At 66.6% G+C, this 26,676-nt stretch carries 31 protein-coding genes; 17 read left to right on the top strand and 14 right to left on the bottom strand.

Annotated features, from left to right (window positions below; all coding sequences use genetic code 11):
• Positions 1–757 precede the first annotated feature (757 nt).
• From fliD to A7D27_RS18745, 8 genes are read left to right on the top strand one after another with little or no spacing between them, the layout of a single operon-like run.
• Positions 758–2,086 carry a flagellar filament capping protein FliD gene (gene fliD / locus A7D27_RS18780; protein WP_069560184.1) on the top strand — a complete coding sequence of 443 codons (1,329 nt, stop codon included), beginning with the start codon at positions 758–760 and terminating at the stop codon, positions 2,084–2,086.
• Positions 2,083–2,481 (top strand): flagellar export chaperone FliS, encoded by a 399-nt coding sequence (gene fliS / locus A7D27_RS18775; protein WP_069560183.1) that lies wholly within the window; start codon positions 2,083–2,085, stop codon positions 2,479–2,481. Before fliD ends, fliS begins: the two co-directional genes overlap by 4 nt.
• Positions 2,465–2,779 carry a hypothetical protein gene (locus A7D27_RS18770; RefSeq protein ID WP_069560182.1) on the top strand — a complete coding sequence of 105 codons (315 nt, stop codon included), beginning with the start codon at positions 2,465–2,467 and terminating at the stop codon, positions 2,777–2,779. The genes fliS and A7D27_RS18770 overlap by 17 nt, the downstream gene beginning before the upstream one ends.
• 4 nt (positions 2,780–2,783) lie before the next feature.
• Complete coding sequence (locus tag A7D27_RS18765) at positions 2,784–3,785, top strand: flagellar hook-length control protein FliK (protein ID WP_069565730.1); 1,002 nt, start codon at positions 2,784–2,786, stop codon at positions 3,783–3,785.
• An 18-nt stretch (positions 3,786–3,803) separates the two neighbouring features.
• Positions 3,804–4,280 carry a flagellar basal body-associated FliL family protein gene (locus A7D27_RS18760; protein ID WP_069560180.1) on the top strand — a complete coding sequence of 159 codons (477 nt, stop codon included), beginning with the start codon at positions 3,804–3,806 and terminating at the stop codon, positions 4,278–4,280.
• Between the two features lie 9 nt (positions 4,281–4,289).
• The gene (locus tag A7D27_RS18755) at positions 4,290–5,024 is read left to right on the top strand and encodes a FliA/WhiG family RNA polymerase sigma factor (protein WP_069560179.1); all 735 of its coding nucleotides are present in this window, start codon (positions 4,290–4,292) and stop codon (positions 5,022–5,024) included.
• A gap of 9 nt (positions 5,025–5,033) precedes the next feature.
• Positions 5,034–5,906, top strand: a complete 873-nt coding sequence (gene motA, locus A7D27_RS18750; protein ID WP_069560178.1) for a flagellar motor stator protein MotA — start codon at positions 5,034–5,036, stop codon at positions 5,904–5,906.
• Positions 5,903–6,868: an OmpA family protein gene (locus tag A7D27_RS18745; protein ID WP_069565729.1), complete on the top strand. Its 966-nt coding sequence runs from the start codon at positions 5,903–5,905 to the stop codon at positions 6,866–6,868. The genes motA and A7D27_RS18745 overlap by 4 nt, the downstream gene beginning before the upstream one ends.
• On the opposite strand, the gene A7D27_RS18740 is transcribed toward A7D27_RS18745, so the two are convergent.
• The 10 genes from A7D27_RS18740 to A7D27_RS18695 all read right to left on the bottom strand — a co-directional run bounded on the left by A7D27_RS18740 (position 6,847) and on the right by A7D27_RS18695 (position 16,164).
• Positions 6,847–7,353: a hypothetical protein gene (locus tag A7D27_RS18740; protein ID WP_069565728.1), complete on the bottom strand. Its 507-nt coding sequence runs from the start codon at positions 7,351–7,353 to the stop codon at positions 6,847–6,849. The genes A7D27_RS18745 and A7D27_RS18740 overlap by 22 nt on opposite strands.
• A complete protein-coding gene (locus tag A7D27_RS18735; protein ID WP_165664510.1) occupies positions 7,350–8,210 on the bottom strand; it encodes a winged helix-turn-helix domain-containing protein in 861 nt (286 codons plus the stop codon). Before A7D27_RS18735 ends, A7D27_RS18740 begins: the two co-directional genes overlap by 4 nt.
• Before the next feature lie 750 nt (positions 8,211–8,960).
• Complete coding sequence (lafA, locus tag A7D27_RS18730; RefSeq protein WP_069565727.1) at positions 8,961–9,803, bottom strand: lateral flagellin LafA; 843 nt, start codon at positions 9,801–9,803, stop codon at positions 8,961–8,963.
• Positions 9,804–9,909: 106 nt separating this feature from the next.
• Positions 9,910–12,006, bottom strand: coding sequence for a flagellar biosynthesis protein FlhA (locus A7D27_RS18725; protein WP_069565726.1), 2,097 nt, complete (start codon positions 12,004–12,006; stop codon positions 9,910–9,912).
• A gap of 3 nt (positions 12,007–12,009) precedes the next feature.
• A complete protein-coding gene (gene flhB / locus A7D27_RS18720; RefSeq protein ID WP_069565725.1) occupies positions 12,010–13,140 on the bottom strand; it encodes a flagellar type III secretion system protein FlhB in 1,131 nt (376 codons plus the stop codon).
• Complete coding sequence (gene fliR / locus A7D27_RS18715; protein WP_069560541.1) at positions 13,133–13,930, bottom strand: flagellar biosynthetic protein FliR; 798 nt, start codon at positions 13,928–13,930, stop codon at positions 13,133–13,135. Before fliR ends, flhB begins: the two co-directional genes overlap by 8 nt.
• Before the next feature lie 2 nt (positions 13,931–13,932).
• A complete protein-coding gene (locus A7D27_RS18710; RefSeq protein ID WP_069565724.1) occupies positions 13,933–14,205 on the bottom strand; it encodes a flagellar biosynthetic protein FliQ in 273 nt (90 codons plus the stop codon).
• Between the two features lie 17 nt (positions 14,206–14,222).
• Positions 14,223–14,969 (bottom strand): flagellar type III secretion system pore protein FliP, encoded by a 747-nt coding sequence (fliP, locus tag A7D27_RS18705; RefSeq protein ID WP_069560540.1) that lies wholly within the window; start codon positions 14,967–14,969, stop codon positions 14,223–14,225.
• The gene (locus tag A7D27_RS18700; RefSeq protein ID WP_069560539.1) at positions 14,966–15,328 is read right to left on the bottom strand and encodes a FliM/FliN family flagellar motor switch protein; all 363 of its coding nucleotides are present in this window, start codon (positions 15,326–15,328) and stop codon (positions 14,966–14,968) included. The genes fliP and A7D27_RS18700 overlap by 4 nt, the downstream gene beginning before the upstream one ends.
• Positions 15,325–16,164, bottom strand: coding sequence for a FliM/FliN family flagellar motor switch protein (locus A7D27_RS18695; protein WP_069565723.1), 840 nt, complete (start codon positions 16,162–16,164; stop codon positions 15,325–15,327). Before A7D27_RS18695 ends, A7D27_RS18700 begins: the two co-directional genes overlap by 4 nt.
• A gap of 438 nt (positions 16,165–16,602) precedes the next feature.
• On the opposite strand from A7D27_RS18695, the gene A7D27_RS18690 reads away from it, so the two are divergent.
• The 9 genes from A7D27_RS18690 to flgN all read left to right on the top strand — a co-directional run bounded on the left by A7D27_RS18690 (position 16,603) and on the right by flgN (position 24,343).
• Positions 16,603–18,021: a sigma-54 dependent transcriptional regulator gene (locus A7D27_RS18690; RefSeq protein ID WP_256557187.1), complete on the top strand. Its 1,419-nt coding sequence runs from the start codon at positions 16,603–16,605 to the stop codon at positions 18,019–18,021.
• A 15-nt stretch (positions 18,022–18,036) separates the two neighbouring features.
• Positions 18,037–18,366, top strand: a complete 330-nt coding sequence (locus tag A7D27_RS18685) for a flagellar hook-basal body complex protein FliE (protein WP_069560537.1) — start codon at positions 18,037–18,039, stop codon at positions 18,364–18,366.
• 21 nt (positions 18,367–18,387) lie between these two features.
• Positions 18,388–20,052, top strand: a complete 1,665-nt coding sequence (gene fliF / locus A7D27_RS18680) for a flagellar basal-body MS-ring/collar protein FliF (protein WP_069565722.1) — start codon at positions 18,388–18,390, stop codon at positions 20,050–20,052.
• A complete protein-coding gene (locus tag A7D27_RS18675; protein WP_069565721.1) occupies positions 20,027–21,085 on the top strand; it encodes a FliG C-terminal domain-containing protein in 1,059 nt (352 codons plus the stop codon). The genes fliF and A7D27_RS18675 overlap by 26 nt, the downstream gene beginning before the upstream one ends.
• 7 nt (positions 21,086–21,092) lie before the next feature.
• Entirely contained in the window at positions 21,093–21,785 is a 693-nt protein-coding gene (gene fliH / locus A7D27_RS18670) for a flagellar assembly protein FliH (protein ID WP_069565720.1), read from the top strand.
• 4 nt (positions 21,786–21,789) lie between these two features.
• Positions 21,790–23,121: a flagellar protein export ATPase FliI gene (gene fliI, locus A7D27_RS18665; RefSeq protein WP_069560548.1), complete on the top strand. Its 1,332-nt coding sequence runs from the start codon at positions 21,790–21,792 to the stop codon at positions 23,119–23,121.
• Complete coding sequence (gene fliJ / locus A7D27_RS18660; protein WP_069565719.1) at positions 23,118–23,540, top strand: flagellar export protein FliJ; 423 nt, start codon at positions 23,118–23,120, stop codon at positions 23,538–23,540. The genes fliI and fliJ overlap by 4 nt, the downstream gene beginning before the upstream one ends.
• Positions 23,541–23,633: 93 nt before the next feature.
• Positions 23,634–23,918 carry a hypothetical protein gene (locus A7D27_RS28005; RefSeq protein WP_069565718.1) on the top strand — a complete coding sequence of 95 codons (285 nt, stop codon included), beginning with the start codon at positions 23,634–23,636 and terminating at the stop codon, positions 23,916–23,918.
• Positions 23,915–24,343, top strand: a complete 429-nt coding sequence (gene flgN, locus A7D27_RS18650; protein ID WP_069560531.1) for a flagellar export chaperone FlgN — start codon at positions 23,915–23,917, stop codon at positions 24,341–24,343. The genes A7D27_RS28005 and flgN overlap by 4 nt, the downstream gene beginning before the upstream one ends.
• Here flgN and A7D27_RS18645 read toward each other — a convergent pair.
• The 4 genes from A7D27_RS18645 to A7D27_RS18630 form a co-directional block, all read right to left on the bottom strand.
• On the bottom strand, positions 24,328–24,480 hold the full coding sequence (locus tag A7D27_RS18645; protein ID WP_069560530.1) for a DUF2256 domain-containing protein: 153 nt from the start codon (positions 24,478–24,480) through the stop codon (positions 24,328–24,330). The genes flgN and A7D27_RS18645 overlap by 16 nt on opposite strands.
• Positions 24,477–26,015, bottom strand: coding sequence for a cryptochrome/photolyase family protein (locus A7D27_RS18640; RefSeq protein WP_069565717.1), 1,539 nt, complete (start codon positions 26,013–26,015; stop codon positions 24,477–24,479). Before A7D27_RS18640 ends, A7D27_RS18645 begins: the two co-directional genes overlap by 4 nt.
• A gap of 4 nt (positions 26,016–26,019) precedes the next feature.
• Complete coding sequence (locus tag A7D27_RS18635) at positions 26,020–26,325, bottom strand: DUF6482 family protein (RefSeq protein ID WP_069560528.1); 306 nt, start codon at positions 26,323–26,325, stop codon at positions 26,020–26,022.
• Between the two features lie 24 nt (positions 26,326–26,349).
• Positions 26,350–26,676: SDR family NAD(P)-dependent oxidoreductase (locus A7D27_RS18630; RefSeq protein ID WP_139134131.1), on the bottom strand; the 327-nt coding region annotated here is incomplete at its 5' end.

Below are 26,676 nucleotides of genomic sequence, written 5' to 3'. Positions count from 1 at the left end.
GTAGGCCAGGTTGCGACAGTCGACGACATCAATGCGCTCTACCCAGACCTCCATAGGCCGTGGCGCGCCTGCGCCGATGTGCCAGGTGGGATAGGGCCGGCGTGGGGCGTTGCCGGCACAGCCGTTCAGCGGTACTTCGAACTTCACTGCCGCTTCATGCCAGGCGTCGGGCCACTTTCGACAGGTTGTCGTAAACCTTGCGATCCAAGGCCCGGGCGGCCATCCCGCGCTCGTTGGGCACCATGCCCCGTTCATGCGTGGGCTGGGCCGCGCGCCAGGCGATGGGCCTGAGATGGCCGTCGCCAGACAGGCCCCACCTCATGAGGCGGTCGGCTTGCTTCAAGGTCTGTTGTCAGGCCGTGCTGTGCTCCAGGGAGCGCCGGGGCGTGACCAGGGTGACTTCCGGTTGCGTGAGCAACGGTCTGTCCAGTGCAACTGGGAGGACGGAGCCTGACCGTTTGCATCAAGGCGATTTCCTCAGGGGCTTCCGGGCATGTGGTAGGCAAGGGCGCTTTTTCTTCACCTTGCAGCCTCTGGCGATTCAGAAAAGAAGGGCTTCGCGCTCACTCCCTGGGTGATCGCTTCATAGCGCCTGGATGGGAAGAGGGCGGAAGTGGACGTTCCGCCAGGTCGTTGTCCGGCTTTGTCATGCCTTCCCCCCTGAAACGCTGGAGGCCTTGTGCTCCGTGGCTTTCAGGGGTTGGCATCAGCCTTGCTCTAGTGCTGGTCACCCTTGCCAGTTCAATGGAGCAGACCAATGAATATCGATTCCGACTACGCCCGCCAGGAGGCCCTCAAGTTGGCCACGCTGGGCATCCAAGCGGCCCAGTCGCGAGCCACTCGCAGCCAGAGGGCCTATCGCGCCCAAGGGGATGCACTGGCGAATCTCGACAAGGCCTTGCGCACCTTCAGTACGGCGATCCGCGAGTTCAAGGGCGAATCCCGCCCGGTCCTCACCAATGAGGCGGTGTTCAGCCAGGAAGGACGCGCCAGCGCCACGATCGGGGCCAACGCCAGCAGCGGGCGCTACAGCTTTTTCGTTGAGCGTCTGGCCAGTACGCATCAACTGGCCCTGGAAGGGTTGACGGCTGAGGGCATCGGCACCCAGGGGGTGCTGACCCTGGAGCAGGGTGGCAAGTCCTACAGCCTCGACCTGGCCACGGTGGACCGAGATGGCGATGGCCTCAACAGCCCCGATGAGTTGCAGCAGGCGCTGACCACGACCCTTGCCGCGAGTGGCATCAGCACCGCGCTGGTCCGTGCCGATGGCAAGTTGTCCCTGATGGTCAGCGCCCGGGAAAGTGGCGCTGCCCAGGCGGTGTCGCTTTCCCTGCAGGGGGGCTCCGGAACGGCCCTGGCTTCGGCTGTGGCCGCTCCGCGTGTGCTCTCCCAGGCGCTGGATGCACAGGTCCGCCTGGGCGGTGAGGACGGCTTGTTGCTGACCCGCCCGAGCAATCACTTCGAGGATGTCGTGGAGGGGCTTTCGCTGACCTTCAGCCAGGTGCATCGGCCCGGAGAAAGCCCTTTGCAGGTCACCGTCCGCCGGGACGAAAAGGGCACCCGGGAGCGCGTCCAGGGGTTCGTCGATGCCGTCAACAGCTTGCTGGGCAGCTTCGACAGCCTGACGGCCAGTGGTGGAAACGATGGCAGTGTGCGGGGCCCACTGGCCGGCGACGCCACGGTCCGCAGCATCGAAGGGCGCATCAATGCGCTGCTGCGTAACGGCTTCGGTGGCCGGAGCCTGGTGGATTTCGGCATCAGTGCCGACCGCAACGGCAAGCTCACCCTGAACAGCACGCGACTGGAGAAGGCCTTGTCCGAGCAGCCCGACGAGCTGGACAAGCTGTTTCGCGAGCCCGGCCGGCTGGTGGACAGCCTGGAGCGCAGCCTTACGCCCTACACCGGCAGCACCGGCTTGCTGAAGAGCCGCCGCGAGGCCGTCGCCAGCAACCTGCGCCGCATGGACGGGGTTCTGGAAGGGGTGCAACGGCAGTTCGACACCCTCTATCAGCGCTACCTGCGGCAGTACTCGGCACTGGTGCAAGCCAGTTCGTCGATGCAGGGGACCGGAGGGCTGTTCGAATGAACGGATTCGACCTGGACGACAGCTACGGTGGCTACCGCACCGTGGACCTCGAAGCCCGCACGGCGGCGGCCGCGCCCTACGAACTGGTGCTGGTGCTGTTCGACGGCCTGCTGGACGAACTGGCCCGCGCACGTGGCCACATCGAGGCGCGCCAGTATCAACAGAAGGGCCAGTCCCTGGAGAAGTGCCTGAACATCCTCAACGGCCTGTCCAGCGCCCTCGACTACGAAGGCGGTGGCGAACTGGTAGAGGGGCTCGCGCGACTCTACGACTACTGCATTTACCGCCTTGCCGACGTCAGCGTGACCCTCTCTCTGGAGGGGCTGGATGAAGTGGTGTGCCTGCTCGGCGTGCTGCGTGAAGGCTGGGAGGGTGTGAATGCCGCTCGCCACTGAACACCGCCGCCTCGCCGCCCTGGCCGACCGCATGGTGCAGGTGCTCAGCATTCGTCAGTGGGACGCCCTGGCGCCCCTGGATGCGGAAATTGCCGCCTGCCTCATCAGGCTACGGCGCCTGGGCCACGCCGGAGTCGGCGACTGCCTGGTGTGCCGGCGCATGCAGCGGCTGCACCAGCAGGCACAGCGTGAATGCGCTGCCGCCCTGCGCCATCTGGAACGGCAACTGAGCCATGACCTGGACGCTGCCGAAGGGCGCCATGCCTACCTGACCAACGACTGCCAAACCGGAGCTTGAACCCATGGATATCAACCTTCTGGTGCCGCCCCCTGCGGGCGCGGCGCAACCCTCCGTCTTGCCGGCTGTTGCCCAGCCGGCCGGTGAAACTCCCGTGACCGCAGAGGTGTGGGACCCGATCCTGGCGGCGCTCGGCCCGTCCGAAGCGTCGGTGCAGCCGGCGCCGACCCTGCCTGGGGTAGAGCGCGAAGAGGATGCTGTCGAGTTCGTCGACGCTGCCTTTTTGCTGGCCCTGCTCCAGGGGCAGCGGACCCAGGGTGCAAACCTGCAGGCTCCCCCAGTACGGGCACAGGCCGCACGGGTGGACGATGCCCTGGCAGAACGCTTGTCGCTGTCGCGCCGGCGTGTCGCGGCAGCAGTGGAAGCCGCATCTGCACTGCCCGATAGGCCCGAGCAGAGAGTTGGGCTCAAGCCGGAGCCGCTCGCCATCGAGCGGGCGGATACCCCCGGACGTACGCCAGCCACTGAGACGGTGCTGCGCGAGCCGCTCCCCGAGCCGCTCCGGCTTGCGCCTCAGGTCGCAAGCCCACTCCAGGTAGCCGATGCCCAGCCGGAACGCCCACTGGAGCGCACGCTGCACCTGGCCGGACCCCAGGCGCGCTGGGGGGAGCAGATGCTCCAGGCCTTGCGTGAGAGTGTGGAGCTGCAACTTGGCCAGCGCAGCCAGAGCGCACGGCTGCGGCTGGAGCCGGCCGAACTGGGCAGCCTGGACATCGTCCTGCGCCAGGAGGGGGGGCAGCTCAGCGTGCAGATCGCCGCATCCCAGGGGGATGTCGCGCGCCTGCTGCAACAGGGCAGCGAGCGCTTGCGCATGGACCTGGCCGGCCAGCAGGGCCTGCCGGTCAGCGTCTCGGTGTTCGCCGAAGGCGGTTTCAGCCAATCCGATCGCGATCGACGTGGGCGCGACGAAGCCGCCCATGCGCTGGCGATCCACGCCAATCCCCTCGACACCCATCGCCAGGACTCCCGCCAACCCGGCCGGGACGATGTGCTGGTCACCGTCTGATTCCATGAGAGAGGTCCCATGTCCACCAATCGTTTGATCCTGCTGGTCTGCGTGCTCAACGTCCTGGCCGTTGCCGCTGGTGTCGCTGTTAACCATTGGTTGCTGCAGTCGGCCCTTGTTTCACAAAAGCCGGGCGCCGAGTCGCGCAAAGCCAACAACAAGAAGAAGGCCGAGCCCTCTGTCGAGTTCGTCTTCCTGCCGGTGGAAAAAATCATCCTCAGCCTCCCTGGACGCGACCGTGAGTACTACTTCGTGCTCGATGTGGTGCTCCAGGGCCCGGCCGGTACCGACAAGAAAAAGCTCGAGCAGGTGGTGCCGATGGTCCGCAGCTCGGTCGCTGCCAACCTATCCAGCCTGCAGGCCGACGAGCTTCGCGCGCTGGGCTTCGAGGCCCTGCGCCAACGCCTCGTGGAAGGGCTCAACGCTGATTTCGCTACGCAGAATGCAGCCAAGCCTTTCGACAACCTGCTGATCAGCAAGCTGATTGCCCAATGAGGTCGCCCCATGCATGCCACCCTTCCGCTCGATAACGACAACACCGATTTCACCGTCAGTTCGCGACGCCACTCCCCGGAAGCGGAGCAACGCTGGCTGTTGCAGTACCTGCCGCTGGTCAAGCGCATCGTTCGCCAACTCGCTCTGCAGGCCAGCCAGGTGATGGACCGCGAAGACATGGAACAGATCGGTCTGATGGGGCTGCTGGAAGGGCTGCGCCGCTACGGCGAACCCGATGCCCAGTTCCCCCGGTTTGCCGCCCTGCGTATCCGTGGCGCGATCCTCGATGAGCTGCGGCGCCTGGACTGGCGTCCGCGCCAACTGCGGCAGCAGACCCACCGGATACGGGACACCATCCGCGCCCTGGCCCGGCAGTTGGGGCGGGTGCCCCGTGAGGCAGAGATCCTCGCTGCCACCGGAATGGACATCTCCGCCTACCAGGAACACCTGCGGGCGGAGTGCGGCGAGGCCATCGAGAGCCTGGACGTGTTGCTGCAGGAGCAGCACCTGCAATTCGCCGGCGAGACGCCGGGGCCGGAGGCGCGCGTGCTGCAGGAGCGCCTGCTGACTCAGGCGCTGGCCCAACTCAGCGAGCGTGAGCGCCTGGTGCTGACCCTCTACTACCAGCAGGACCTGAGCCTGAAGGAAATCGCCCTGGTGCTGGAGGTCACGGATGCCCGTGTCTGCCAGCTCGTCAAGCAGGCACTCGGCCGTGCCTGCCAATTCCTCACTGAAGCGGCCTAGGTCACGACCATGCAGAAAGTAATCGGAAGTCTGATCATCGTGGCCTGTGTGCTGGGGGGCTATGCCATGGCCCATGGCGACATGCGTACCCTCTGGCAGCCGGCGGAGATGGTGATCATTCTCGGCGCTGCGCTGGGTGCGCTGATCGTCGCCAACCCCAAGGAGGTGTTGGTGGAGATGGTCTCCCAGTTGAAAACGGTGTTTGTCCAGGGCGCGCGGGGCGAGGAGTTCCAGCGCCAACTGCTGATGCTGCTCTACGAACTGCTGGAGATGGTGGATGCCGGCGGCCTGAAGGTGCTCGACGAGCACATCGAGGACCCGGAGCAAAGTGAGCTGTTCGCCCGCTACCCACTGATCCTGCGGGAGGAGCACCTGATGTTCTTCATCGCTGACAACTTCCGCCTGATGGCCATGGGCAAGATCAGCGCCCATGAGCTGGAGGGCTTCCTGGAGCAGGAGCTGGAGGCGATGGAGCACGCACTGCTGCAGCCTTCCAAGTCGCTGCACAAGGTGGGGGAGGCGATGCCGGGCTTCGGCATCCTCGCGGCGATCATGGGGATCATCATCACCATGGGCAGCATCGGCGGCTCGGTGGCCGATATCGGCAACCACGTTGCCGCCGCCCTGGTGGGCACCTTCCTCGGCATCTTCTTCTGCTACTGCCTGATGGACCCGCTGAGCAATGCCATGGGCCAGCGGGTGAAGACCGAACTGTCGGCGTTGGAATGCGTGCGCACCACCCTGGTCGCTCATGTGGCCGGCAAGCCCACGCTGTTGGCGGTGGACGCCGGGCGCAAGCTCATCGAGCAGGACGTGAAGCCGCCGTTCAAGCAACTGGAGACCTGGGTCAACCAGTATGAAGAGGAGCGCAATCAAGCATGAGCCGCAATGCCAAGAAGGCCGACGGCCATGAGGTGATCATCAAGCGCAAGGGCAAGAAGGGGCGCCACGACGAGCACAGTGGTGCCTGGAAGGTGGCCTTTGCGGACTTCACCCTGGCGATGATGGCGTTGTTCATGGTGCTGTGGATCGTTCAGCCTCAGGCCCGCTCGCAGAGCCCCAGTGCAGGCGACCTGATGCTCAACCCCATCATTGACGGCGGTGTCGGCGTGTTCGATGGCACCAGCCGGCTGCCGCTGGACCTGGAGGGGCGCCCAGCGTCCCAGGCACCTCGCCGCGAGACGGCGGACAAGCCCGAACAAGCACCCGCCCGCAAGGCTGAGGCAACGCCGGTCGAACGCACCGCCGAGCGCGACCACAAGGAGCCCGGGGACGCTCCGCAGTTGTTCCGAACGGTCGAAGATCTGGAGCGCCTGGCGCAGGTGATCCGCGATATGGCCAGCCAGGTGGGCGCCCTGGCGAACATCGAGGTGGAGGTGGTGCCCCAGGGGCTTCGCATCGTCATCCATGACGATCAGCAGCGCGCGATGTTCGCTCGGGGCAGCGCGCGCCTGGAGCCTCACTTCCTCGATCTCCTGACTGCCCTGGCGAAGGTTCTGGTGGGGGTGGAGAATCGCGTGATCATCAGCGGCCACACCGATGCCGTGCCCTATCGGCAGCCCGGTTATGACAATTGGCACCTGTCAGGAGACCGCGCCCTCCAGGCGCGCAATGCGCTCATGGCCGGCGGGCTGCCCGTGCAGCGCCTGCTGCAGGTTTCGGCCCAGGCCGATGTGATGCCGGTACGCCCGGAGGACCCAGAGGATGGCGCCAATCGTCGTATCGAAGTCCTGCTGCTGACCGAGCACGCCGAGCGGTTGTACCGGGAACTTTTCGGGGACGGCTACGCACAGGCGCGCATGAGTGCCGAGGGGGTGCGCTTTCAGGGGCCGGCCAACCCCTGAGCGGAGGAGGCGACTGCCGGCGGTGATGGCTGGCCCGGGAAGGGGCAGATCACTCGGTGGGTCTCGATACCGTAGTAGCACCCTGCGACCGGCATGACGTGCACCCGGGCGCCCGGCTGGGTGTGGCGCAGCAGGGTGTAGGCCAACTGGCCGTCCACCGCATGGGGGTCGCCGGCTACCCCGCCATGCTCCACCTGCACCTCGATTTCCCCCAACAGGCCTACCTCCACACGCCCGGCGACCACCAGGACGCCGGTGTCGTCCTGCTTGATCGTCGAATAGAAGCGACCGTCGTGCAGCATCGAGGTGTGGGCGATGGGCAGCACCCGACCATCGGCCAGCACGGCTTCGCCCTGGACCTTGTAGCAGGCCGTGCCAGGCAGTACGGGCTGACGCTGCCAGGCGGCCATTCCCGCTGCTGCGAGCAGGCTCAGCGCCAGCAGGGGCAGGGCCTGGCGCAGCGTGCGGTCAGCGTGCCGGATCATTCAAGGCACCTCCGCCACTGCACATCGGCAACCTGCCCGACCTGATCCTCATGGATCATCAGCCAGTTCGCCCTGCCGTCGGGTTGCAGGCAGATCACCTCATAGAAGTGCGAGCTGCTGTACATCAGCAGTTCGGCCGGGCGGGTCGCCACGCGTTCGAGCTGGCTGCGCAAGAGCAGGGCGTTGCGTTTGAGCTCGGCCATCTGACGCGGGCTGCCCTCCACCAGCAGGAGGTTCAACTGACCCAGGCGCAGCTTCTCCGTGACCATCTTGCGTTGCTCGTGCGGCTTATAGACCTGTACCGCACCGACCAATGTCAGTCCCAGCACGCTCGCTCCCACTGCCAGACTCAATCGCTGCTTCCAGCCTCCGGCGACAGGCCGGCCGAATCTCCTGGAGGGGGATGGGTCAGGCAGGGAGGGCGCGGGGTCTTCCAGGGGGGGCGTGATCAGCGCCGTCGAGACGGCCGCGGGTACGCCGGGCTCCTCAGAGGGTGTCGTATCGGCGTCGTGCACGATCTGCAGCAGGTAGCCGGGGTTGAACATGTAGCCCCGGCGGGGCAGCGTCTGGATGATCTCGCGCTGCCGTTCGTCATGCAGCAGCTGGCGCAGGGTGTAGATCTGCTGGTTGAGACTGCCCTGGCTCACCACACGGTCATGCCAGGCGTATTGCAGCAGTTCGTCGCGGGATACCACTTCACCAGGGGATTGCAGTAAGCGTTCCAGCACGCGACTTCCGGAAAAGCCCAGCTCGATCCGTTCCTCCTGGTCGGCCTGGATCAGCGAGAGCTGAAAGCGCAGCGGCTGGAAGCAAATCTGGCAGTCTTTACGACCTGTTCGTAAGTAGATGCAAGGCATAGGTTCTCCACTCATTTTTATTGTTCTATCCATGGGTAGGTAGAATCTGACATCTCGGTCGGAACTGCTCAGGATTGCCGCGATGAGGGTGGAATTATTGACTGTTTGATCAGGTATTTGTGATGCGGGATTATTCCCCGTGGTTGTGGAAATTTCTTATTGATCGGTAGGAATTGAAATTTAGTTCCACGTATAGAGGAAAGTGATGACCAGCCCAGGCGTTTATTGCTCATTGCCTGGCTGATCTGTTGCTGGGCGAGGGGGCAGGGGAGCCCAGCCCTGGGAGGTGTGAAGCGCGTTGGCAGGCCGTTGAACGAACGTGGATGAGGCAGCCGATACAAGGTGAAGACGGCCGGTGTATCGCAGTTCATGTGGAGTGGGTAAGCATTTTTGAGCGCGCGTTCAGCGCCGCTGCAGCCACGTAACGGGTTCTTCATAAACCAGTTGGGTGGTGGTTTTGGGGGCAGTGCCGTACCCCGGGCAGGTGCTTACGAATGCTTGGAAATAAGGCGTGTTCAGTTTGCTTTGTATGTTGTAGGTTTTTTCTATTTATAAGCAGATTTGCAGGAAAGTCTGTTGGTTCGACTCTAGTTATCGCCTCGATCTCCGCCTGCGCAGTAGGAGGGGCGTGAGCTCTGCCTGGTTTGGCGAGCGGTCGGCAGAGCCAGCCCAAAAAAAAGACGCCCCGGTTTCCCGGGGCGTAAAGAGAGGCCTTGCTGTACGACGCAGGCCGCAAGGGTAGGGGCGGGATCAGCCGAGGAGCGACATGATCATGGTCGGCATCTGGCCAGCCTGCTTGAGCATGGCGATACCCGACTGCAGGAGCATGTTGTTCTTGGCGGAGTTGGCGCTCTCGAGCGCGATGTCGGCGTCGAGGATGCGGCCACGGGCCAGGTCGGTGTTGTCCTTCATGTTGCCGAGGTTGTTGGCGGTGTGGTTCAGGCGGTTGATGTTGGCACCGAAGTTGGCACGCATGCTGCCGATGCTGTCCAGGGTGCTGTCCAGTGCAGTGATGCTAGCTTTGGAATTGGTGTTGTCGTCCAGCTTGAGTGCTTTCAGATCTTCAGTCAGGGTTTTTTTCAGAGCGGCCATTTCAGCACTGACGTCGACGGTCAGGTTTTCAGCAGCAGTGGCACCGATCTGGAAGTTGACCGCCTTGGAGAACTTGCCACTGTCGGTGAAGAGCTTGTCACCCGCGTAGGTGGTGTTGCTGAAGATGTTCTCCACTTCCTTGCTCAACTGGTCGAACTCGGCCTGGATGGAAGTGCGGTCCTTGCTGCTGTTGGTGTCGTTCGCCGACTGGGTGGCCAGGTCCTTCATGCGCTGGACGATGTCGGTGATCTCGTTGAAGGCGCCTTCGGCGGTCTGCAGCAGGGACGTGGCGTCCCCGGTATTGCGGATGGCGACACCCATGCCACGGGTCTGGGCATTCAGGCGGGTGGCGATCTGCAGGCCCGCAGCGTCGTCGGCAGCGGAGTTGATGCGCAGGCCCGTACCCAGGCGTTGCTGATTGATCGACAGGCTCTTGTTGGTGCGGTTCAGGCTGGTCTGCGAGACCAGGGCGGAGTAGTTGGTGTGGATGGAAAGGGCCATGAGAACTTCCTCTGCAAGTTTCGTAATGGGCCGGCTGAACTGCCTGCCTGGAAACACAAAGCGACCGCGCTCGGACACGTCTTAAACCCTTTCCAGAGCTCATGCTTCAGCCGAGGGTGCCGACCACCTTGAGCCCCACCCGCTCGGGAATCTCGTTCTGCGAGAGCACGTGCAGACCCGGGCTGAACACCCGTGCGTAGCGCGCCAGCAACGGACGCAGCTGCGGCATCACAGTGAGGATGGGCGGGTGTCCCTCACGGCGCAGGCGCTCCTTCACCGCCGGCATGGCGCCCTGCAGCTGGTTGAGCAGGGCCGGCTCCACCGGGATGGCATCCAGGCTCACCGGGCCGGACTGCTGCGCCAGGCTCAGGGCCCCGAGCAGGGTGTTCTCCAGCGCCGGGTCCAGCAGGAAGACCCCCAGCTCGCTGCGCTCACCGGCGATCTGCGACACGATGGTGCGGCGCAGGGCGTAGCGAACATCAGCGGCCAGCAGCAGGGGGTCCTTGGTGGTTTCGCAGCCCTCCAGCAACGCCGTAGCCAGGGTGGCCATGTCGCGCAAGGGCACCTCGTCCTGCAGCAGGTGGCGACAGGCCCGGTGGATGGGGCCAAGGCCTAGCTGGGCGCGCAGGGCTTCGGCCAGCTTGGGCGCCTCCAGGGCCAGGCGTTGCAGCAACTGCTCGACGTCATCGAGGCGCAGCAGGTCCGGCAGGTGCTGACGGATGACCTTGTTCAGGTGCGTGGCGATCACGCTGGCGCAGTCGATCACCTGGTAACCCAGGTTCAGGGCCCGTGATTTGTCCGTGGGTTCGATCCACACCACATGCATGCGATAGGCCGGATCGGTGGCGAGAATGCCGTCGATCTCGCCGTACAGCTCGGGGGAGGGGATGGCCATCAGCCGGTCGGCGTGGATCTCGGCGGACTCGATCGTCTGGCCGTTGATCTGGATGCTGTACTGCGCGGCCTTCAGGCGGAGGTTGTCGCGGATGCGGACCTCTGGCAGGAGGAAGCCCAGGTGTTCCGACAGCGCCTGGCGCACGCCACGGACCCGCTGCGGCAGGGGGGCGCCACCGGCTTCGTTGACCAGCCCCACCAGCTTGTAGCCCAGCGACAGGCCCAGGCGCTCGACCACCGGCAGGTCGTTCCAGCCCAGCGGGTTGTCGTGCGGGCTGTCCATTGCCAGTGCCAGGGCCTCGGTGCGCTCCAGGGTCTGGGCTTCCCGGGGTGGGGCGTTGCGCGCCGCGCGCCAGGCCACGAAGCCGACCAGCGCGGCAAAGGCCAGGAACGCCATGTGCGGCATCCCCGGCACCAGCGCCAGCACCACCAGAATGCCGGCCACGGTGGCCAGCAACGAGGGCGAGGCCAGCAGCTGGCGCTGCACCAGGGCGGTCATGTCGGCCGACTCGTTGACCCGCGTGACGATGAGCGCCGCCGCCGTGGACAGCAGCAGCGCCGGGATCTGGGCCACCAGGCCATCGCCGATGGTCAGCAGGGCGTACTGGCGGAAGGCGTCGCCGCCGCTCATGCCGTGCACCAGCATGCCGATGGCGGTACCGCCGAAGAGGTTGATCAGCAGGATCAGGATGCCGGCGATGGCATCGCCCCGGACGAATTTCGAGGCACCGTCCATGGCGCCGTAGAAGTCCGCTTCCTTGGCCACCTCACGGCGCCGCTCGCGGGCCTGTTCCTGGTTCAGCAGCCCGGCGTTGAGGTCGGCGTCGATGGCCATCTGCTTGCCTGGCAGGGCGTCGAGGGTGAAGCGCGCGGTGACCTCGGAGATGCGCTCGCCACCCTTGGTGACCACCATGAAGTTGATGATCATCAGGATCACGAACACCACCAGGCCGACGATGAAGTTGCCGCCGATCACCACCTCGCCGAAAGCCTCGATCACCTTGCCCGCCGCGCCGCTGCCGGTGTGGCCGTCGAGCAGCACCACCCGAGTGGAGGCCACGTTCAGCGAAAGGCGCAGCAGCGTGGTGACCAGGATCACCGTTGGCAGCAGCGAGAAGTCCAGTGGGCGCTGGGCCGAGACGCTGACCAGCAGCACCAGGATCGCCAGGCCGATGTTGAAGGTGAACAGCGCGTCCAGCAGCAGCGGTGGCAGCGGCAGGATGATCATCGCCAGTACGCTGAGGATCACCAGCGGGATACCGATCCGCCCGCTGCGCAGGCTGTCCAGGAGTTGGGGGAGGGTGGGCATGGGTCAGCCTCGTTTCAGCAAGTCATCGGGAATCGTGAAGTGGTGCGGCGGCGAGGGCCGGGTCTGGCGGCCCTGGCGCCAGGCGCGCAGTTGCAGGATGTAGTGCAGCACCTGGGCCACCGCGCCATAGAGCGGGGCGGGTATCTGCTGATTGACCTGGGTGGTGAAGTAGATCGCCCTGGCCAGTGGGGGGGCTTCCAGCACTTCCAGGCCGCGGGCTGTGGCCAGTTGGCGGATGTACAGTGCCGTCTCGTCGACACCCCGGGCGATTACATAGGGAGCCTGCGCCCGCGTCGGGTCGTAGCGCAGGGCCACGGCGTAGTGTTCGGGGTTGACGATGACCACGTCGGCGTCGCCGATCACCCGGGTGATCTGTCGTTGGGCCATCTGGCGTTGCAGTTGGCGCACGCGGCTTTTCACCTCGGGGCGCCCCTCCTGCTGTTTATGCTCCTCCTTGCGTTCCTGGCGGGTCATGCGCTGCTTGCGCAGGAAGAAAAAGCGCTGCAGTGGCACGTCCAGTGCCGCGAACACCACGAACACGGTTACCAGTGCCAGTGCCGTATCGCCCATCAGGCGCAGGGCCCCGGTGATCGCCGTCAGCGTGTCGCCGCGCTGCAATGCCAGCACCTCCGGCAGGCGCAGGGCGAAGGTGAACCACGCCACTGCGGCCAGCACCGCCATCTTCAGCAGCGACTTCAGCAACTCCGTCCAGTTCTGCCAGGCCACCAGCCGGCCGAGCCCCTTGATCGGGTTGAGCCGCGACCCCTGGGGCTGCACGTTGCGCCAGGCGAACATCCAGCCGCCGGCCAGCAGCGACAGGGGCACCACCAGCAGCGGCACCACCAGCAGCGGCAGCAGCACGCCGGCCAGGGCCGCGATGGCGCGTCCGGCCAGGGCTTCGAGGTCGTCGTTGCCCTGCTGGCCCGGCGGCGGCAACTGGTGCACCTCGCGGAACAGGTGTTCCAGACCGTCGAGCATGACCGGCACGGTGGCCCGCAGCGCCAGCATCGCCACCAGCAGCGTGGCACCGGTGGCCAGGTCGCGTGAGCGTGCCACCTGGCCTTCGCGGCGGGACTTGCGCAGCTTGTGTTCGGTGGCTTCCTCGGTACGGTCCTGGGCGCTGGACTCAGCCATTGCGGGCCTCCTGCAGCAGGTTGCCGAGGCTGTCGAGGGTTTGCCGGGTCAGCTCCAGGTAATTGCCCGGCAGGTTCGCCAGGGTCAGCGACAGGCACGCCAGGCCCAGCACCACGGCGGCCGGAAAGCCCAGGGAGAACAGATTGAGCGCGGGGGAGATGCGGTTGAGCAGGCCGAAGCCGAACTGCACCAGGCTCATGCACACCACCATCGGCAGGGCGATCAGCAGCGCCGCAGCGAACATCCAGCCCAGGCCACTCAGCAGCGCATCCATGCCGGCATAGTTCAGGCCGCTGCCTACCGGCCAATAGAGGAAGCTCTTGTACAGCACGCTGACCACCAGCAGGTGCCCGTCGATGGCCAGGAACAGCAGCATCAGCAGGATGAAGTAGAGCTGGTAGATCGCCGAACTGGACGACACGCCATTCACCGGGTCGTTGTAGACCGCCATGCTCAGCCCCAGCAGGGTCGAGACCAGGTCGCCCACCAGGCTGAAGACGGCGAACACCAGTTGCAGGCTGAGCCCCAGCAGCACACCCACGGCGATCTGCTCCAGGGCGGCCAGCACGCCCGCTGCCGACAGCGGCGCCAGCTCTGGCGACACGGGCAGGATGCCGCCCAGGGCGGCGGTGAGCACCAGCGCCAGCAGCACCCGGGCGCGTATGCCGAGGGCACGGTGGCCGAAGCCGGGAGCCGTGGCGAACAGTGCCAGGGTCCGGCACAGGGGCCACCAGTAGCGGGCCAGGCTTTCCAGGGCCGTGGTGGCTTGCAGCAGGGGATCGCCGGCCATGCTCAGCCCACCAGCCGCGCGGCCTGGCGGAAGGACTCGATGAACAGGTCGCCCAGCCGGGTGAGAATCCAGTGCCCGGCCAGAACCAGCATCCCCAGGGTGATCAGCAGGCGTGGCAGGAAGCTGAGCATCTGTTCGTTGATCTGGGTTGCGGCCTGGAAGATGGCCACCACCAGCCCGCCCAGCAGGCTGGGCACCACCAGTACGCAGACGATCAGGGCGATGGCTTCCACGGCGTGGGCGATGATGGCGACGGCGGTATCGGGGGTCAGCATGATGGTCTCCTCATCCGTCAGTAGGGCTGCACGCTGCCGGCGAGCGTGCCCACCGTCAGCGCCCAGCCATCCACCAGCACGAACACCATCAGCTTGAATGGCAGCGAGACCATCATCGGCGACAGCATCATCATGCCCATCGCCATCAACACGCTGGCCACCACCAGGTCGATCACCAGGAACGGCACGAAGAGCATGAAGCCGAGCTGGAAGGCGGTCTTCAGCTCGCTGAGCACGAAGGCGGGCAGCAGCAACATGAAGTCCACGTCTTCGCGGCGTTCGGGCAGGGTCTCCCCGGCCAGTCCGGCGATGGCTTCGAGTGAGGTGTGGTGGGTCTGCGCCAGCATGAAGCGGCCGAGGATGTCGCGCCCCTTGCCGAGCCCTTCCTGCAGGGTCACCCGGTCCTCTTCGAAGGGCAGGTAGACCTCGTTGTGCAAGGCCTGCCACACCGGCCGCATCACCAGCAGCGTGAGCACCAGGGCGATGCCCACCAGCACGTTGTTCGGTGGGCTCTGCTGCAGGCCCATGGCCTGGCGCAGGATGGACAGCACGATGATGAAACGGGTGAAACAGGTCATCAGCATCAGCATGGCTGGCAGCAGGCCGAGCAGGCTCATGAGGATCAGCACTTGCAGCTTGACGCTGAAGTCCTGCCCGCTGGCGGTGTCTTCCAGGTGAAACAGGGTCAGCTCGCCACCCGCTGCACCGGCCAGGCCCGGGCTCATCGCCAGCGAGGCGATGAGCATGCGCAGCCCGCCGTTCATGTGACGAGCCCCTTGAGGGGGTCACCGGCCAGTTCGAGGATGCGCAGGCCATAGTTGCCGTTCATCACCACCACTTCGGCCTTGGCGAACAGCGCGCCGTTGACCTTCACGTCCAGTGGCTCGCCGGCGAGCTTGTCGAGGACGATCACGCTGCTGGCATCCACGTCCAGCAGGTCGTTGAGTGCCACCTCCACCGAGGCCACTTCGAGGGTGACATTGACCGGAATCTTGCCGAAGAAGCGCAGGTCCGGCGCGGTGGCAGCGGCGGTCACCGGAGCCACGTCATCGAGCGGGCCCAGGCCCAGGGAGTCGGCGCCCAGCAGGGAGCCGTCATCGTTGTCGAGCTGTGTGTCGTTCATACGGTTTTCTCGCTTTCCAGGAAGGTGAGGAAGAGGGTGCCCTGGTCGTCGAACAGAGCACCGTGGAACAGCTTCTGGCGGTTGATGCACACCTCGACCCGCTCTTCCATGCGGATCAGCAGCAGGTCGCCAACCTTCAGTCCCAGCACGTCGGCCAGAGACAGGCGGGCCCGTGCCAGCACGCAGTCCAGGCGTACCGGCAGGCGCTGGATCGCTCGTGCCGGGTTGCCCAGTTGGCGCGGTGCGGCGGGCGCAGAGACGCGACGGATCAACTCGTCCGTCCAGGCTGCGTCCAGGTAGATCCGCAGGTCGCCGGTGCGCTCACTGAGGTGGCTGATGTAGCGCAGGGTGATGGCGTATTCCCAATGCACCTCGGCGTAGCTGTCGTGCTGGCGCTCCAGTGGTCCGGGGACGTCGCCGGCCAGCAGGGCCTGACCAAGGCGCGAGAGCACATGGTCGCCGAGGCGCTCGCGCATGCGCGCCTCCGAACTGCTTTCCGGCGGCAGTTCCTGGTTGGCCGGCAGCGCGCCGCCGTAGTAGCTCTCCAGCACCTCCCCCAGCAGGCTGCGGTCGATGCCGAAGCCCAGGTTGCCGATGGGGCTCTGGTAGATGCACTCGGGAGGGGTCTCGATCGCCTCGTCCACCTGCACGTCCTGCAGTTCGATGCTCAGGCGGTAGTGGCCGAGGAAGTAATCGCTGACCAGCCGCGGATAGCGGAAGGCGGTATCGCGCACATACCCCGGGATGCGGTGGTAATGCCGCCCCAGCTTCTGCGGCTGCAGGGTCGTGACCTGCTCGGCAGGCACAGCGTTATGGATTTTCGGGCTTGTGTTCATGGCTATCCTTCTGAGGCCGTTCGGGTGCCAGGTCCTTCAGTAAGCCTGGCAGTGCGTTGTCGGTCCTTTCCCAGCGGATGCCCTGATCGCGTGCCCATTCGCTTAATGAAGTGGGTCATTGCGATGGGGAAGACTCCTGCATCCGCGTGCGATTCGGATACTAGGAGTTGGCGAAGTTGGCTTTAAATCAATTGATCTCAAAAACCCCGCGCTGATGAATTCTTCGTATGACTGATAGGAAATAAGCCCATTTGTGTGCGGACTTTTCTGAGGCAGTGCTAGCGTCGTTTTCAGGCCAGCGAACCGACGCCTTCTGCGTCTTCCCGAGCCCTCCGATTCATCACCACGTTAACAATCTGGCGAACACGCCCAGGGCCGAACGGACCCCTGGGGGGCGGGGACGACGTTGTCCCGAAGTTTCGCGACAGGACGTTTCGAATGGGGGTTACCACCGTGAACATGTTGAGCACTTTCCCTCTCACCGGGCATGACCCGCTTCGAGGTCTGGACCGGCCAGGGGGCTCGCCCTGGCGCCAGGCCCTGGTGATCGGCATGCCTTGGAGCGAACACCATGCACCGTTGCTGGAGGCCCTTTGCCTGGGCGGCTGCGAGGCGCGCACGGTCACTGACCTGGCCCAGGCTCGCGATGACCTGCGTGACGGTGGGCTGGCCTTCCTGTTGCTGGGCGATCTGCCCGTCGAGCAGACCTGCCAACTGGCATCCGAGCTGCTGCGCAACCCTGGCCTGACACTGGTGCCGGTGGTGGGCTATGCCGACCAGGAGCGTGCCGCTGCGCTGTTGGAGCTGGGATGCACCGACTACCTGCTGGCGCCTTTCGGCGACGGTCAGGTTGAGGCCCTGCTGTACCGCCTGGCCCGCGCCGCCCGCGCCGATGAGGGCTTCGTCACCCGTTCGCGCAGCGGCCGCCGTCTGCTGGCCCTTGCCCAGCGCATGGCGCCCTCGCGTACGCCGGTGCTGATCACCGGTGAAACCGGCACCGGCAAGGAGTTGATGGCGCGCTACGTACACCGCTTCTCCGCGACCGCGGATGCACCCTTCATAGCCGTCAACTGCGCGGCGATTCCCGAGTCGATGCTCGAGTCCATCCTCTTCGGCCATGAGCGAGGCGCCTTCACCGGAGCCGTCAGTGCCCAGCCCGGCAAGTTCGAACAGGCCAACGGCGGCACGCTGCTGCTGGATGAGGTGGGCGAGTTGCCCCTGGCTCTGCAGGCCAAGCTGCTGCGCGTGCTGCAGGAGCAGCGGGTGGAGCGCCTGGGCGGGCGCCGCGAAATCGAACTGGACGTGCGCATCATCGCGGCCACCAACCGCGACCTGCAGGCCGAGGTCGTCGCCGGGCGGTTTCGTGCCGACCTGATGTTCCGCCTGGACGTGCTCGCCCTGCACATCCCGCCCCTGCGCGAGCGTCCCGAAGACGTGTTGCCGCTGGCCCAGGCGCTGCTGGCCAAGCATGCCCCCCAGGATGTCGGGCGCGAACTGCTCACCGCCGAGGCGTGCCGCCTGCTGCTGCAGCACGACTGGCCGGGCAACGTCCGCGAGCTGGAGAACTGCCTGCAGCGTGCGCTGGTGCTGCGCAACGGTCTGTACATCCAGCCTGGAGACCTGCGCCTGCAGAGTGCCCAGCCGAAGCCCCGCGAGGCGTTTCAAGGCCTTGGCCTGGTCGAGGGCGGACGTGCCGCGTTGCGGGCCAGCGCCAAGCTTGCCGAGTACCAGCACGTGATCGACACCATCCGCCGCTGTGGCGGCCACAAGAGCAAGGCAGCCGCCAGCCTGGGCATGACACCGCGGGCTCTGCGCTATCGCCTCAGTGCCATGCGCCAGCAAGGCGTGCTGCTCTGAACGGGAGGAAAGACCATGAACAGTATCGCCAGCGTCCAGCAGCAGTTGCTGGACATCCATCGCACTCTGGTAGAGGCCAGCCAGGGCAGCGTCCTGCCAGCAACCTCGTCTGCAGGTGCGCCGCCTGCCGGGCCGGGCGACAGCTTCATCGCCGCCCTGCGGGCGGTGGATGCCCAGCAGCATGCTTCCAGCCGGGCCATGGCCGACGTGGACAGTGGCCGCAGCACCGATCTGGTGGGCGCCATGTTGCAGAGCCAGCGGGCCAGCGTGTCCTTCAGCGCGTTGCTGCAGGTGCGCAACAAACTGGCCACTGCCTTCGACGACATCATCCGCATGCCGGTGTGATCCGGAACTGGGAGTTCTAGCGTGCTCGATAACATTCGCGACAGGTTGCCTGCTGGCGGCCTGCGACTCGATCCCCGCCTGGGCCTGGCCGGGCTGGCTGCCATAGCCGCCCTGCTGGCGGGGCTGGTGGTCTATTGGTTGTGGCGCGACAGCGTCGGCTTCCGGGCGTTGTACGGGGCCAATGAGGCCTTTCCGGCGGCCGAGGTGCTGCAGGTGCTCGACGGCGAGGGCGTGGACTACCGCCTGCATCCGCAAACCGGCCAGGTGCTGGTGCGCGAGGCCGACCTGGCGGCGACCCGCCTGCTGCTCTCGGCCAAGGGCGTGCGGGTGGCGGTGCCCCCCGGCTACGAACTGTTCGACCGGGAGGAGCCTCTGGGCAGCAGCCAGTTCGTCCAGGATGTGCGCCTGCGCCGCAGCCTGGAGGGCGAACTGGCCCGCACCATCGCCGCGCTCAAGGGCGTCGATCAGGTGCGTGTGCACCTGGCCCAGGAGCCCAATCATTCCTTCGTCATCAGTCGCCGCGAGCCTGCCAAGGCCTCGGTGATGCTGCGCATGGCCGCCGGCCAGCGCCTGGCGCCCGAGCAGGTGGCGGCCATCGTCAACCTGGTGGCGGCCAGCGTGCCGCAGTTGGCCCCGGAGGCGGTCAGCGTGGTGGACCAGAATGGCGTGCTGTTGTCGGGTCAGCTCATGGGCAACGGTGCCCTGCAGGACAGCCAGGTGGTGGAAAGCTACCGCCAGCAGGCGCTGGCCAACCTCGACGCGGTGCTGGCCCCGGTACTCGGCAGCGGGAACTTCCGGGTCAGCGTCAGTCCGGACTTCGACTTCAGCCAGAAGGAGGAGACCATCCAGACCTACGGTGATACGCCGCGCCTGCGCAACGAGGTGGTGCGCAGCGAGAACAGCCTCGACCAACTGGCCCTCGGTGTGCCGGGCTCTCTGAGCAACCGGCCGCCTCCGGCCAATCCGGCTCCTGCACCGGGTGCCGGGCAGGCAGCGGCACCGGGGGGCAACACGCCCCAAGGGGACAACCCGGCCTCCACCAGCACCCGCAACGAAAGTACGCGCCAGAACGAGCTGGACCAGCACATCACCCATGTTCGCCATCCATCGTTCCGGCTGCGGCGGCAAAGCGTGGCGGTGGTGCTCAACGCCGCTGCCGCGCCGGACGGTGGCTGGAGCGATAAGGCTCGCCAGGATCTGGAAGCCACGCTGCGGGGGGCCGTGGGCTTCGATGCCGAGCGAGGTGACCAACTGATCCTCAGCGTCATGCCCTTCGTGGCCCTGGACGCGCCCGACGAGCCGGAGCTGGCCTGGTGGGAGAGCCCGCAACTCTACGAATACGCCCGCTTCGGCGTGGTCGTGGTGCTCGCTCTGCTGCTGCTGTTCATGGTGTTGCGTCCCGCTCTGGCCGGGCTGCGCCGACGCCAGGAGGCAGGGCTGCCAGCGTTGCCTCAGGGCACGCAGTCGGCCGATCAGGGGGTGTTGCCGGGCCGGGGTACGGGCTTGCGCGGCGAGGTGTTCGGCGAAGCCAACCCCTTGGCCGAGATCCGTCTGCCCGCCCCTGGCTCGGGGCTGGAAATGCAGGTCGAACACCTGCAGTTGTTGGCCCGGAACGATCCGGAACGGGTTTCTGAAGTCATCAAGCATTGGATAGGTCGTCATGAACGAGACAACGACTCCGCCTGAAGCAGGCTCGGCTCAGGCGGTCAGCAAGCGCGCTTCGCAGGGGCGCTCCATGAGTTCCCTGGAGCAGGCGGCGATCCTTCTGCTGAGCATGGGCGACGACATGTCGGCCAGCGTGCTGCGCCAGTTCGGCCGGGAGGAGATCGTTTCCCTCAGCCAGGCCATGGCGCGGCTCTCCAACGTCAAGCAACCCATGGTGTCGGAAGTGATCGGGCGCTTCTTCGACGACTACCGCGAGCAGAGCAGCATCAAGGGGGCTTCCCGTCACTACCTTGCCGGCATGCTCGGCAAGGCCCTGGGCGGTGACATCACCCGCAGCTTGCTGGACAGCATCTACGGCGAGGAGATCCGCGCCAAGATGGCCCGCCTGGAGTGGCTCGACCCGCGCCAGTTCGCCGCGCTCATCGCCAAGGAACATGCGCAGATGCAGGCGGTGTTCCTGGCATTCCTGCCGCCGTCCATGGCCACCGATGTGCTGGAGTCGATGCCGGCCGAGCGCCAGGACGACCTGCTGCTGCGCATCGCCAACCTCACCGAGATCAACGCTGATGTGATCGCCGAGCTGGAAGCACTGATCGAGCGCAGCCTGGCCGTGCTCGGCACCCAGGGTTCCCAGGTGCGCGGGGTCAAGCAGGCCGCCGACATCATGAACCGCTACAAGGGCGACCGCGGGCAGATGTTCGAGCTGCTGCGGGCCCGCAGCGAGTCACTGGTGACGCGCATCGAAGACGAGATGTACGACTTCTTCATCCTCTCCCGGCAGAGTTCGACGGTGTTGCAGACGCTGATCGAGAGCATTCCCCTGGAGGATTGGGTGGTGGCGCTCAAGGGTGCCGAGCCGGAGCTGGTCAAGGCCGTGCAGGGCGCCTTGCCCAAGCGCCAGGCCCAGCAGATGGAATCCATCAGCCGGCGACAGGGGCCTGTGCCGCTGAGCCGGGTGGAGCAGGTGCGCAAGGAAATCATGGGCGTGGTACGCGAGATGGCGGCTGCCGGTGAGTTGCAGATCCAGCTGTTCCGCGAAGAAACCGTGGAGTGAATGACCAATGAGCAGCCGAGTCATCAAGGGAGACAGTGGGGAGTGGCGAGCCTATCGCTTTCCCCCGCGCAGTCGTCTGGCCGGGGTCATTGGCGAAGGTCCGCTCGTTTCGAGCGGTCAGGCGGGGGTGTCCAGGGGATACCAGGGCGCTGTTGAGCGGGGCTACCAGGAAGGGCGGGAGCAGGGGCGGGCCGCTGGCCATGCCGAAGGCCTGGCCCAGGGCCTGGAAGAGGGACTGCAACAGGCCCAGGCGGACATCCGTGCCGCTGCCGAGCGGCGCTTCGAAGAAGCCAGTGCGCCTCTCGGGCGCCTGATCGAAGCGTTCCGCACGCTCAACCGCGACCTGGAGCGCCGGCGCCGGGAAGAGCTGCTGGAGCTGGTGCGCAAGGTGGCTCAGCAGGTGATCCGCTGCGAGCTGACCCTGAGCCCGATGCAGTTGTTGGGCCTGGCTGACGAAGCCCTGGCCGGGTTGCCAGGGGAGCCGGGCGACGTGGAACTGCGCTTGAACCCGGAGGAGTGCGAGCGCCTGCGCGACCTGGCGCCGGAGCGCGCCGCCGCCTGGCGACTGGTGCCGGACGAGGCGTTGGGGCCGGGTGAGTGCCGGTTGGTCACTGCCCAGGCCGAAGCCGATATCGGTTGCCAGCAGCGCCTGGACGCCTGCCTGCAGACGCTGTCGGAACACCTGATCAAGGAGAACTGAGGTGATGGGATTGGATGAACGATTCGACCTGGACCAGGCGTTGCGCTCCCTGGACAGCGTCCAGTTGGCTACCGTCAGCGGTCGTCTGGTGCGGGTCTCCGGCATGCTGCTGGAGAGCCTCGGCTGCCGCCGCATGACCGGCCAGCGCTGCCGCGTGGAGACCGCCGACGGGCGCGGCCTGGAGGCCCAGGTGGTGGGCTTCGACCGGGACATCACCTACCTGATGCCGTTCAAGAAGCCCGAGGGGCTGATGGCCGGTTCGCGGGTGTTTCCGGTGCGCGACACCCAGCGTGTGGGCATCGACGACAGTTGGCTGGGGCGGGTGGTCAATGGCCTCGGCGAGCCCATCGACGGGCGCGGCCGATTGGCCGGGCGCGACCCGCTGCCGCTGGGCCTGCCCAGCGTCAACCCGCTGCTGCGCCGGCCGGTGACCGAGCCACTGGATGTGGGTGTGCGCGCCATCAATGGCCTGCTGACTCTGGGCAAGGGGCAGCGGGTGGGGCTGTTCGCCGGCAGCGGAGTGGGCAAGAGCGTGCTGCTGGGCATGATCACCCGCCAGACCAAGGCCGAAGTGGTGGTGGTCGGGCTGATCGGCGAGCGCGGCCGGGAGGTGCAGGAGTTCATCCTCCACGCCCTGGGGCCTGAGGGCCTGCGGCGTGCGGTGGTGGTGGTGGCGCCGGCCAGCGAATCGCCGCTGATGCGCCTGAAGGCCACCGAGCTGTGCCACACGGTGGCGGGTTACTTCCGTGACCAGGGTCGTGACGTGTTGCTGCTGGTGGATTCGCTGACCCGCTACGCCATGGCCCAGCGCGAGATATCCCTGGCACTGGGCGAGCCGCCAGCCACCAAGGGCTACCCGCCGTCGGTGTTCGCCCTGCTGCCGGAGCTGGTGGAGAGCGCCGGCAACGGCGAACACGGCCGGGGCAGCCTGAGCGCCATCTACACCGTGCTGGCCGAGGGGGACGACCAGCAGGACCCGGTGGCGGACTGCGCCCGGGCGATCCTCGACGGACACATCGTGCTGTCGCGGCGGCTGGCGGACATGGGGCACTACCCGGCCATCGATGTCGCCGCGTCGGTCAGCCGCTGCATGGCCCAGGTCACCAGCAGCCGGCACCAGGGCGCGGCGCGGCAGTTCAAGGAGCTGCGGGCGGTGTACGAGCGCATCCGCGAGTTGATTCCCCTCGGTGGCTACACGCCAGGGCAGGACCCGCGCACCGACCGTGCGGTGCAACTGGCCGCCGGCCTGGAAGCCTACCTGCGGCAGGACACCCATGAGTCCGCAGAGCTTGAGGCGACCCTCGACAGCCTGCTGAAACTGCTGGGGGCCGCATGAAACAGCGCATCGAATCCCTTGATCGACTGGCCCTGCTGCGGGCCGGCAAGGTGCGCGAGGTGCAGGCGCGCCTTGCCCACCAGGTGGACCTGTACCGGCGTTGCCACGCCAATATCGAGGCCCTGGAGCAGCTCGCGGGGGCGCCCAGCAGTGGTGCGTCGCCCCTGGAGCGGGACAATGCCCAGCGCTACAAGCACACCCTGCACCGCGCCCTGGCCTGGCAGCGCCGTGAACTCGACACCTACGAGCAGGCCATGGCCCGTCTGCAGGGCGAGTTGCAGCAGGCGCGCTTCGACGAACTGCGCCTGGCCCACGTGCGTGACGACCAACTGGCCCAGTGGCACCAACTGCAGGCCCGTCAGGAGCAGCGCCAGCAGGACGCCATGGCCACGCAGTGCTGGTGGCGTGGCCAGCAGTGAGGGGCAGGGCCTGAGGGTGCCGCCACCTGGGATTTAAGTGGCGAGGCAGCCGGGTCGCCCAAAGCTAGGGAACCCGCTTGCCCTGGAGGCCCCATGGAAATCAATCGAACCCTGCCGCCTGCTCCCGTGACGCCTTTGGAGGCAGCCACCCGCCACGACGCCGAGCCCCGACCGTTGCCGGCCGGGGTGGCGAGGCTGCCTGGCCGCGAGTCTGCGATGCCGCTGGAGGCGTTGCAGGAGGCCCTGCGCGAACTGCCGGAGATCGATCTCGATCGCGTGCTGGCGCTTCGCGAGCTGTTGCGCGAGCAGGGGCTGGATACCCGTGCCGACACGCTGGCACGCAGCATCCTGGGCCATCACCGGGGGCCGGAGGGATGAGCGCCGCCAATCGCCAGCAGGTGCTGATCATGGTGGCTGCGGACCTGCTGGCCGATCACCGCGCCCTGCCGGTGTTGCTCGATCATCTGCAAGCGCTGAACGGCGCCCTGGCTCGCCATGACCAGGGCCAGGTGGATGCACTCAACGGTGCCATTCGCCAGGCTCTGGATGCCATGACCGAGCGGGCGCAGCGGCGCGAGCGGGTGCTGAGCGCCAATCGCCTGTCCCGGAAGCAGGACGGCATGCTGCGGCTGCTGGCCTGCTACCCCACGGAGCAGGCCCAGCGCCTGCGCATGGCCTGGAGTGAAATGAAGGACATGCTGCAGGCCTGCCGCCAGCTCAACGAACGCAACGGGCGCCTGCTGGCGGCGCAATGCGAACTGGTGGACCGCTGGCTGTCCGAGCCGCTCTACGCACCGGCCTGAGGTGCGGGTCGACGCTGGCGACGGCAGCGCTCGGAGCAGTAGCGCACCTCGTCCCAGCAGCGTGCCCATTTGCGCCGCCAGGCGAAGGGCAGGCCGCAGGCGGCGCAGGTCTTCTGCGGCAGGTGGGCCTTCTTCACAGTGCTTCCCCGGCGTCGAGCCGGGCCAGCAGGGCTTCGCCCCGGGCCCAGAGGGCGTCCTGCTTGGCCTCGTCCATGCGCTCCAGGCTGCGGTAGATCATGCCCAGGCGGTGGTTGCCGCGCAGGCGGTCGCGGTGGCGCATGAGGAAGTGCCAGTACAGGGCGTTGAACGGGCAGGCCCGCTCGCTGGTGCTCTCGCTGACCTTGTAGTGGCAGTTGCCGCAGTAGTCGGACATGCGCTTGATGTACTGGCCGCTGGCGCAATACGGCTTGGAGCCCAGGTAGCCGCCGTCGGCGTGCATGACCATGCCCAGGGTGTTGGGCAGTTCGACCCAGTCGAAGGCGTCCATGTAGACCGCCAGGTACCAGTCGCAGATGGCCGGCGGGGCGATCCCGGCCAGCAGGGCGAAGTTGCCGGTGACCATCAGCCGCTGGATGTGGTGGGCGTAGGCATGCTCCAGGGTCTGGCCGATGGCCTGGCGCATGCAGTTCATGCGGGTGTCGGCAGTCCAGTAGAAATCGGGCAGCGGGCGCCGGTTGCCGAAGGCGTTGCGCTGGGCGTAGTCGGGCATCTGCAGCCAGTAGATGCCGCGCACGTACTCGCGCCAGCCGATGAGCTGGCGGATGAAACCTTCGGCGGCGTTCAGCGGAACGTCGCCGCGCCGGTAGGCGCTGTCCACGTCGTCGCAGAGGCGGCGCAGGTCCAGCAGGCCGATGTTCAGCGCGGCGCTGATGCGCGCGTGGAAGAGGAAGGGCTCGCCTTCGGCCATGGCGTCCTGGTAGTCGCCGAAGGCGGCCAGGCCCTGGTCGAGGAAGTACTGCCAGAGGCGCTCGGCATCGGCGTGGGTGACGGGGTAGTCGAAGCCCTCCACCTGGCCGTAGTGGTCGCTGAAGCGCTGGCGCACCAGGTCGATCACCGCCGTGGTGGTGGCGTCCGGCGGGAAGCGCGCCGGCAGCGGGGCCTTGACGCCCTTGGGCAGGGCCTTGCGGTTCTCGGCGTCGAAGTTCCAGGCACCGCCCAGCGGGGTGCTGCCGTCGGGCTCCATGAGCAGCCCGGTGCGCTTGCGCATCAGCCGGTAGAACAGCTCCATGCGCAGTTGCTTGCGGCCTTCGGCCCAGCCGGCGAATGTGGCGCGGCTGCAGAGGAAGCGGTCGTCCTCGTGCCACACCTGGGGCAGGTCGACGGCGCGCAGTGCCTGCTCCAGGCGCCATTCGCCGCATTCGGTGAGGTGCACTTCCCGTGCTTGCAACTGCATGGCCCAGCGGCTGAGTTCGCCGGGCAGACTGCCGCTGTTGGCGGGGTCGTCGAGTTGCACGTAGTGCACGGTGAAGCCGCGTTGACGCAGGGCCTCGGCGAAGTGCCGCATGGCGCTGAGGATCAGCACGATCTTCTGCGGGTGGTGCGGCACGTAGCGGGTCTCTTCCTGCACTTCGGCCATCAGTACCACATCCTGCGCGGGGTCGAGGGCGCGCAGGGCGGCGAGGTCGAAGCTCAACTGGTCGCCGAGGACCAGCGCCAGGCGGCGTACTGGCATGGCGTTACCAGGCCGACTGCAGGGAGATCGGCAGGCGCATCGGTTCCTGCGGGCCGCCGCCGAGGCCGCAGGCCTCGTCCTGCACCACCTGCTGCACGAGGTGAAAGGGCACCGGGGTGATGCCCTGGAGCACGTCGCGGGCCTGGGTCATGGAGCGCAGGTGGAGCACCTTGCCCTGGTCGTCGAGCACCGGCTCGCAGCGCTGCGGGGTGATGGCCTGGAGGACGTAGTTACCGCCTTCCAGGGCGATCAGTTCGAGGCTGTTGAGCTGCTGGGACTGAGCGAGGTTGAACAGCTGCTGCAGGTTCATGGCACGTTCCTCTCGTGGGGTGGTTCACCAGGGCAGGGGCTCGCCGGTGTAGGCGTAGAAGCCGCCGCTGGCCTCGGGGCCGGCGCGGTCGATGACCGCCAGCAGTTGCTCCGCGGCATCGGCCGGCGGGCGGCCCGTCTCCCCGCCCCGGAAGGGCTGCGAGAGGCGGGTGTTCACGGTGCCGGGATGCAGCGCCAGGACCACGCTGGCCGGCTGCCGGCGGGCGAGTTCGATGGCGGCTGTCTTCACCAGCATGTTCAGGGCGGCCTTGGAGGCGCGGTAGCTGTACCAGCCGCCGAGGCGGTTGTCGCCGATGCTGCCGACCTTGGCCGAGAGCAGCGCGAGGACGCT

The organism is Pseudomonas sp. 1D4 (assembly GCF_001728925.1).
Classification (GTDB): domain Bacteria; phylum Pseudomonadota; class Gammaproteobacteria; order Pseudomonadales; family Pseudomonadaceae; genus Metapseudomonas; species Metapseudomonas otitidis.
The sequence above is the reverse complement of the archived record's forward strand: the minus strand, read 5'-3'. Positions and strand labels throughout refer to the sequence as shown.